This window comes from Cupriavidus sp. UME77 (assembly GCF_014170355.1).
Classification (GTDB): domain Bacteria; phylum Pseudomonadota; class Gammaproteobacteria; order Burkholderiales; family Burkholderiaceae; genus Cupriavidus; species Cupriavidus basilensis.
This window is the reverse complement of sequence record NZ_LZZU01000053.1, coordinates 1-6,392: the sequence shown is the minus strand read 5'-3', so window position 1 is coordinate 6,392 and position 6,392 is coordinate 1. Positions and strand designations below refer to the sequence as shown.

6 protein-coding genes and 1 pseudogene are annotated in these 6,392 nt (G+C 67.3%); 1 reads left to right on the top strand and 6 read right to left on the bottom strand.

The features are described 5' to 3' along the window. Positions 1 to 22: 22 nt before the first annotated feature. On the top strand, positions 23 to 211 hold the full coding sequence (locus A9975_RS21335) for a CoA transferase (protein WP_255503345.1): 189 nt from the start codon (positions 23 to 25) through the stop codon (positions 209 to 211). Here A9975_RS21335 and A9975_RS21330 read toward each other — a convergent pair. The 6 genes and pseudogenes from A9975_RS21330 to A9975_RS21305 form a co-directional block, all read right to left on the bottom strand. Beyond that, positions 162 to 1,241 (bottom strand): annotated as a pseudogene (locus A9975_RS21330) (CaiB/BaiF CoA transferase family protein); the annotation flags it as partial. The gene A9975_RS21335 and the pseudogene A9975_RS21330 sit on opposite strands and share 50 nt — an antisense overlap. Positions 1,242 to 1,382: 141 nt before the next feature. Beyond that, positions 1,383 to 2,138: a lipoate--protein ligase family protein gene (locus tag A9975_RS21325; RefSeq protein ID WP_183034550.1), complete on the bottom strand. Its 756-nt coding sequence runs from the start codon at positions 2,136 to 2,138 to the stop codon at positions 1,383 to 1,385. Positions 2,139 to 2,215: 77 nt separating this feature from the next. Beyond that, entirely contained in the window at positions 2,216 to 2,992 is a 777-nt protein-coding gene (locus A9975_RS21320; RefSeq protein ID WP_183034549.1) for an SDR family NAD(P)-dependent oxidoreductase, read from the bottom strand. A 132-nt stretch (positions 2,993 to 3,124) separates the two neighbouring features. After that, positions 3,125 to 4,237, bottom strand: a complete 1,113-nt coding sequence (locus A9975_RS21315) for an acetoin dehydrogenase dihydrolipoyllysine-residue acetyltransferase subunit (protein WP_183034548.1) — start codon at positions 4,235 to 4,237, stop codon at positions 3,125 to 3,127. Further along, positions 4,237 to 5,253: an alpha-ketoacid dehydrogenase subunit beta gene (locus A9975_RS21310; protein WP_006157630.1), complete on the bottom strand. Its 1,017-nt coding sequence runs from the start codon at positions 5,251 to 5,253 to the stop codon at positions 4,237 to 4,239. Before A9975_RS21310 ends, A9975_RS21315 begins: the two co-directional genes overlap by 1 nt. A 60-nt stretch (positions 5,254 to 5,313) precedes the next feature. Then, a complete protein-coding gene (locus A9975_RS21305) occupies positions 5,314 to 6,318 on the bottom strand; it encodes a thiamine pyrophosphate-dependent dehydrogenase E1 component subunit alpha (protein ID WP_150992308.1) in 1,005 nt (334 codons plus the stop codon). Positions 6,319 to 6,392: the final 74 nt, after the last annotated feature.

Here is a 6,392-nt window from a genome sequence, read left to right as displayed (position 1 = left end):
CTGGCCCGAGCTCAAGGCCCGCATGACCACGCTGTTCCTCACCCGCACGCGCGCGCAGTGGTGCGAGCTGCTGGAAGGCAGCGACGCCTGCTTTGCCCCGATCCTGGACTGGGACGAGGCGCCGCAACATCCGCATAACCGGGCGCGCGAGACGTTGTATCCGCACCAGGCTCCGCAGGCGCCTGAGGCACCCCCGCCGGCGTGCGGCTGAAACGCGGCGCCGGCGCCGGCTGCATCACCCCGTCGATCTCGATAAACGTCTCGCGCGCCCGGTTATGCGGATGTTGCGGCGCCTCGTCCCAGTCCAGGATCGGGGCAAAGCAGGCGTCGCTGCCTTCCAGCAGCTCGCACCACTGCGCGCGCGTGCGGGTGAGGAACAGCGTGGTCATGCGGGCCTTGAGCTCGGGCCAGTGGCGTTTGTCGAGCTGCTTGTCGAAGAGCGGATCGTCCAGGCCGCAGCGCTCGCGCAACAGCGCGTAGAACTGCGGCTCGATGGCGCCCACCGCGACGTACTTGCCATCCGCGCAAGCATAGGTGTCGTAGAAATGCGCCGCCCCATCCAGCAGGTTGTCGCCGCGCTGGTTGGTCCAGCGCCCGGCGGCCTTGAAGCCGTACATCATGGCCGACAGCAAGGCCGTGCCGTCGGTCATGGCGGCGTCCACCACCTGCCCCTTGCCGGAGTTGCGGGCTTCGTTGATGGCGCACATCACGCCAAACGCCAGCAGCATGCCGCCGCCGCCAAAGTCGCCGACGTAGTTGAGCGGCACCACGGGCGGCTCCCCCGCCCGGCCGATGGCGTGCAGGGCGCCGCCGATGGCGATGTAGTTGATATCGTGGCCGGCGGCCTGGGCCAGCGGGCCGTGCTGGCCCCAGCCGGTCATACGGCCGTACACCAGCGCCGGATTGCGCGCCAGGCAAGGCTCAGGCCCCAGGCCCAGGCGCTCCATCACGCCGGGTCGGAAGCCTTCGATCAGCACGTCGGCCTTGGCGATCAGGTCCAGCACGACCTCGGCCGCGCCGGGCTTGCGCAGGTCGATGGCCAGGGAGCGCCTGCCGCGCGCGGTCACGTCGCAGCTTGCGCGGCCAGCGCCGGTGGCCGGCGCCTCGCCCGGCTTGGCCGGGCGGGGGCGGTCGATGCGAATCACCTCGGCGCCCTGGTCGGCCAGCATCATCGCGCAGAACGGCGCCGGGCCGATCCCAACCATTTCCACCACTTTCAGTCCAGCCAACGGTCCCGCCATATCCTGTCTCCGGTTGTCTGCTTCCGCGTGGGAAGCGTCTTGCCGGTCAGTTTGCCACGCTCGCCGGGATGTGGAATCGTCAATAACGACGAATACGTGGATACGCGAACGCGCGAATACGCGCGCAACAAAGGCCTGGGCCTAGGCCGGGCCCTTTGCCGCGAAAGCCGGCGGTGTCGCGGCAAGCGCCTCGGCGAGCGCTTGGGACGTGCGCTCGGCGAGGTCGCCGGGTACCGGCTGCCCGCTGTCGGCCAGTGCCTGGGCCACGCTGACCACCTTGTCGGCACGGTAGTGGCGCCCGCTGCCGATGGCGGCCTCGAAATCGTTGGCGCGGCCATTGATCTCCTGAGGATCGGCGCTGACCAGCAGCACGGCGTGCGCCAGCACCACGTGCAGGCTGGCGTCGCCCGCGCCCACCACGCGGCGCCAGTATTGCGCCGTGCCGGCAATCTTGCGGGCCTGCTCCGGCGGGCCCCAGGCCAGGTTGAAGCGGCCATCGCAAAACGACCCATCCACCGCCTGCCAGTGCGTCTGCAACCCAAGGCGGCTCAACGCGGCGGCCAGCACCTCGCACAGGTGCAGATAGGCCGGCTCGGCATGGGTCCCGGCGCCGCCGCGCACCGGATAGGCCAGGCTCAGGTTGACGATGCCCGGGCCCTGCGGCACCAGCCCGCCCCCTGACAAGCGCAGCCAGACCGGGCAGCCACGCGCGGCAAAATCGGCGCGCGCGGCCTCCAGTTGCGCATGCCGCAGGTAGCTGCGCGGCACCACCAGAGAAACCGGCGCCTGCCACAGGTGCGCCAGCCAGCGGCCGGCGGATGCCTGTTCCAGCAGCGCCTGCTCGGCGTGCAAGGGATCTGGGTCGGTGGGATCGGGATCGAGGAATTCAAATCGCATGGCATGACCGGTAAGCGCCGGGACGGAACGCGCGACCGAACGCGCACACGCCGGGCCGCACCGCGGCCCGGTGCCGGTCAATGGAAGGTGAAGCCACCGTCGACGTTGACCGACTGCCCGGTCACATTGTCCATGGTCGCGAAGAACAGCGCCATCCGGCCCATGTCTTCCGGCGTCTGCGCCCGGCCCTGCGGGATCAGCGTGAGCTGGTGGCGGGCCCAGGAATCCTCAACCGATTCGCCCTCTGCCTTCCATTCGTCGGAGAGGCGATCCCACATATAGGTGCGCACGATGCCGGGGCAGATCGCGTTGACGGTGATGCCGTCGCGCGCAACTTCCTTGGCCAGGGCGTTGGTGAAGCCGACCACCGCGAACTTGGAGGCGCTGTAGTGGGCAAGGTTGGGGAAGCCTTCCTTGCCGGCGATCGAGGCAACGTTGATGATGCGGCCCTTGTGCTGGGCTTTCATGTGTTCCAGCGCCGCCTGGCAGCCGAGGAAGGTGCCTTTGGCGTTGACGTCCATGACGAAGTCCCAGTCGCGCTCGCTGAGTGCATCGACAGGGTGGATGCTGATGACGCCTGCGCAGTTGACCAGGATATCCAGTCCGCCGAGCTGGTCAAGTGCTTGCTTGACCATCGCGCGGTGCATCTCAGGCTTTGTCACGTCGACCTTGAGGGTGCTTACCCGACGGCCGAGCGCGCGCACGTCCTCCGCGGTTTCGCGCATGGCGTCTTCGAGCAGGTCGGCGATCAGGATATCAGCGCCGGCTTTGGCGAGTGTCAGGGCGATGCCGCGGCCGATGCCGCGCGCGCCGCCGGTGATGACGGCGACTTGTCCCTTCAGGGGTTCGTCCATGGGTGGTCTCCTAGGCTTGTTTTGTTGATTTTCTTCAGTGCATACCGCCACGAAATACGTCGCGCGGCGCGTTGGCTTGCTCCCCCTCCCGCTTGCGGGAGGGGGAGAGCAAACCAGCAGGACTCCGACTCGTCAGCCGCCGATATGCCGCTTGAGCAGCGCGTTGACTTCGTTGGCCTTCTCCATCTGGCTCATATGGCCGGCATCGTCGAACACCTTCACCGTCGCGCCGGCTGGCGCGTTGGCCGCGTGCGACGCGGGGATGATCTGATCCTGCGCGCCCCAGATCACCAGCACAGGCTTGCCGGTATCCCCCAGCCTGTGACCGGGCAGTTCGGTTTGCCGGCCGCCACCGAACAGGCTCGCGCCTAGTGTGCCCAGCGCTTCCGTAATGCCGTCCAGCCGCTTGTACTTGAGCAGGTCGTCCAGCATCTGGCGGCTGACCAGCCCAGCATCGGCGAACAGCAGTTCCACCACCGGCTTGAGGTCGCGGCGGGATTGCGCGTTGACGAAGCCTTCGGTGTATTGGCTGTTGACCTCCTCGCCAAGGCCGGCTGGCGATACGAGCGCGACCGAGCGCACGCGCTGCGGCGCGTCCACCGCCAGTTGCGCGGCTACGCCGCCACCCATCGAATGGCCCACCAGGTGGGCCTGGCCGATGTCGAGTGCATCCATGAAATGCGCGACGAACCCTGCCAGCGATGCCAGCGTGGTGCCGGGCAGCCTGGGCGTGGCGTGCCCGTGCGCCGGCAGGTCCAGCGCAATGACGGTGTGCGCATCGGCCAGCGCGTCGAGGTTGAACAGCCAGTTGTCCAGGTCCCCGCCGAAGCCATGGATGAACAACACAGTGTCCGCGCCCTCGCCGCGCTTTGCGTAGCGCGTGCGGATGCCGTCGACTTCGATGAATTGATAGGCCGAGGCAGCGACGCCCTCCTCTTCCTCATCGGCCGCCGGCGTTTCATAGGCGGCGACAAAAGCGTCGACGTCCGCATCGCTGACCTCGGGCGGCGCCAGCACGCCCAGCAGCGCCTTGACCGGCAGGATGTCGCCCACGGCCGCCACCTTGCGGCGCAGGGTGCCGGCGTCCGGCGCTTCCACCGCGTTGGCGATCTTGTCGGTCTCCACGTCGAGGATCGGCATGCCGACCGTGATCTGCGCGCCCTCCTCCACCAGCCAGTCGTTGATCGTGCCTTCTTTCATCGACAAGCCCCATTTGGGCATGACGATCGGGGTGATCTCGGCCATCAGTGTTTCCCTCCTTTCACGGTCTTGCGCGCGGCATCGGCGATGTGCGCCGCGCTGGGGATGTAGAGGTCTTCCAGCGCGGGCGAGAACGGCACCGGCGTATGCGGCGGGCAGACCATCTCGATGCCGGCCTTGAGCGCGCCGAACGCGCGCTGCGCCACCTGCGCCGAAATGTCGGTGGCGATGTTGCAGCGCGGGCTGGCTTCATCCACCACCACCAGGCGGCCGGTGTGTTCCACCGACTCCAGCACCGTGTCGATATCCAGCGGCGAGAGCGTGCGCAGGTCCACGATCTCCGCTTCGATGCCTTCCTTGGCCAGTGTCGCCGCCGCCTCAAGCGCGCGGTGCACCATCAACCCATAGGTGACGATGGAAACATCCTTGCCGTCGCGCACGATGTTGGCCTCGCCGAAGGGGATCGCGTACGAGTTCTCCGGCACCTCGCCTTCGAAGCCATAGAGATTCTTGTGCTCGCAGAAGATCACGGGGTCGTTGTCGCGGATCGCCTGGATCAGCAGGCCTTTGGTGTCATATGGCGTGCTGGGGCACACCACCTTGAGGCCGGGGATATGCGTGAACAGCGGCGTGAGCATCTGGCTGTGCTGGGCGGCGGCGCGAAAGCCCGCGCCCACCATGGCGCGAATCACCACCGGCGTCTCGGCCTTGCCGCCGAACATGTAGCGGAACTTGGCCGCCTGGTTGAAGATCTGGTCGAAGCACACGCCCATGAAGTCGATGAACATCAGCTCGGCAATCGGGCGCATGCCGCAAGCCGCGGCGCCGATGGCCGCGCCCACATAGGCGGATTCGGACAAAGGCGTGTCCAGCAGGCGGTCGCCGTGCTTGGCGTACAGGCCCTTGGTCACGCCGAGCACGCCGCCCCAGGCGTCTTTCTCGCCGTCCGCGCCGGCGCCGCCGACGATGTCTTCGCCGAGCATGATCACGCTCGGGTCACGGGTCATTTCCTGGTCGATCGCTTCATTGATCGCCAGCTTCATGCTTAATTTGCGGGACATGGTGTGGTCTCCTGATCGTGCTTGCTGTCGTTCTGTCTCGGAATGGCTGAGGGCGTGCGCTTAGTAGCTGACGTACACATCGGTCAGCAGGTCGGCGGGCGTGGGGAACGGCGCCGCCTTGGCCTGCTGCACGGCGTCCTCGATCAGTGCGGCAACCTGCTCGTCGATGGCCTTGAGTTCGTCCAGCGCGATCACGCCGGCCTGGGTCACGGTGGCGGTGAACTTCTTCAGGCAGTCCTTGTTGGCGCGGATGTCGTCGAGCTCGCCGGAGGCACGATAGGTTTGCGCGTCGCCTTCGAAGTGGCCGTAGAAGCGGACCATCTTGCATTCCAGCAGGGCCGGGCCACCGCCTTCGCGGGCCCGCTTGATGACTTCGCCCGCCGCCTCATGCACCGCGAAGAAATCCGTGCCATCCACCGTCACGCCGGGGATGCCGAAGCCGGCGGCGCGGTCCACGTAGCTGTCCACCGCGGTGCCGTAGTCGCGCGCGGTGGATTCGGCGTAGCCGTTGTTCTCGATCACGAAGATCACCGGCAGGTTCCACACCGCGGCCAGGTTCAGGCTCTCCAGGAACGTGCCCTGGTTGGACGCGCCGTCACCCGCAAAGGTGATGCCGATCTCGCCCTTGCCGCGGAACTTGGCGGCCAGCGCGGCGCCGCAGACCAGCGGTGCGCCCGCGCCCAGGATGCCATTGGCGCCCATCATGCCCTTGGACAGATCGGCGATATGCATGGAGCCGCCCTTGCCGTTGCAGGAGCCACCCTTGCGCCCGTAGATCTCCTTCATCATCGCCACCGGGTCAACGCCCTTGGCAATGCAGTGGCCATGGCCGCGGTGGGTGCTGGCGATGCGGTCGCCGTCGCCCAGGTGGTGCAGGATGCCGACCCCGGCGGCTTCCTCGCCGGCGTAGAGGTGGACGAAGCCGGGAATATCGCCGCGCCCGAAGTCCACGTGCAGGCGCTCTTCGAAATCGCGGATGGTGCGCATCCTGCGATAAACGGCGAGCAGTTCCTGCTTGTCGAGGGGCAGCGTGTTCCCGGTGGTACCGGATGCGTTGGCTGTCATGTCTGTCTCCTTCATGGTTTTGTGGTGGCGGTAGAAAGCTCGGTGAGTGGCTGGGGTGGGGAATGCTGTTGTGG